At 65.5% G+C, this 1205-nt stretch carries 1 protein-coding gene and 2 pseudogenes; all 3 read right to left on the bottom strand.

The features are described 5' to 3' along the window. Window positions 1-219: pseudogene (locus tag U4E84_RS17945) on the bottom strand (universal stress protein UspA); the annotation flags it as partial. Between the two features lie 222 nt (window positions 220-441). Then, window positions 442-735, bottom strand: coding sequence for a hypothetical protein (locus U4E84_RS17940; protein WP_322533431.1), 294 nt, complete (start codon window positions 733-735; stop codon window positions 442-444). 191 nt (window positions 736-926) lie between these two features. After that, window positions 927-1205 (bottom strand): annotated as a pseudogene (locus U4E84_RS17935) (MATE family efflux transporter); the annotation flags it as partial.

Genomic DNA, 1205 nt, shown 5'->3' with positions numbered 1-1205 from the left:
GTCTCGGTAGAGGATGTCGTAGAACGTCTCGTAGGTCGCTCCCGCGAACTGGTCTCGGCCCGTCTTGATCGTCGTCTCGCCGCTCTCGCCCCGCGTCACGTGCGTCACGATGAGCGTCGTCTCCGGGTCGAGGTGCGGCCGAACCGCCCGCGCCGTGGCCTCGGCGTCGTCCGGGCCCGCGATCGGTATCAGGATGCGCTCGAATAGCTCGTCGTTCACGAGCGTACTCTCTGCGGGCGCGAACAAAAGCGTGCGGGGCGTTCTCGGTCGTCGACCGTGCGGCTCGGAGCGCCGAGCGACGGGCGGTGTCGAACGCCGCAGGGGGTGACTCCTCCCGCTCCCCCCGTCGTCCGCAACGGAGTGACGCGAGTCAGGGTTCGCGGAGTCCGATCCGAAACCGTTCGTCGGACGGTCTCCGAAGGGCCCGTCCCCGAGATATCTTCACTCCTCGTCGTCGGCTCCGTCTGCGCCGGCGAGTTCGGCGAGCGCGGTCTCCGACTCCTCCGCGTCTCCGAGGAGCAGCCCGGTCCCGCCCGCAGCGATCATACCCACGCCGATCGCGCGCAGCTGCCGGACGTACGCCGGCTTCGCTTCGAGCTCGGAGGCGTTGTCGAAGTTCTTTCCGATCATTTTCTTGGTCAGGCGGACGCTCGCCTGTGGGAACAGCGCCGTCACGACTCCCTGTAAGAGTATCAGCGCGGACCCGAACAGACGGCCTTTCTTACAATCTTCCATACCGATCCGTACGTGTCCGTAGGGGATAAATATTGCTCGTGTTATTCAATACTGGTTTCACTACACCGCCTGCGTTCGCACCTTCGTTCCGTCTGGAATATTATATTGTAGTTTAAATACAATACCGGTCTGCCGGGACGGTATCCGTATACGGCTCGCGGGCCGAGGCGGCGAACCGACCCGGCGCCCGCTCAGTCGTCGGCGGGCGCCTCGGGCCGGTACGCCTCGCTTATCTTCTTCCACTTGCCGGAGCGGAACCGCAGGTAGTTGATCGCGGCGGGGATCGTCGTCTCGGCCACGAACGCGAGGTACAGTCCCCACAGCCCGATCGCAGGGAGCGCCACCTCGGGGACCGTGAACCCGACGAGCGGGAGCTCTATCGCCCGAACCGTCACTCCGACGAGCGGGACCTCTACCGCGGGGATCGCGAGGACCTCGGGAACCGTTATCGCCGGCGTCGCGTCGTGGGC

The organism is Halorubrum sp. AD140 (genome assembly GCF_034497445.1).
Taxonomy (GTDB): domain Archaea; phylum Halobacteriota; class Halobacteria; order Halobacteriales; family Haloferacaceae; genus Halorubrum.
Note: the sequence above shows the minus strand (reverse complement) of the source record. Positions and strands in the feature narration are given on the sequence as shown.

Coding starts and splice junctions, on each gene's coding strand:
- U4E84_RS17940 (WP_322533431.1), bottom strand. CDS start 735: ATGGAAGATTGTAAGAAAGGCCGTCTGTTCGGGTCCGCGCTGATACTC.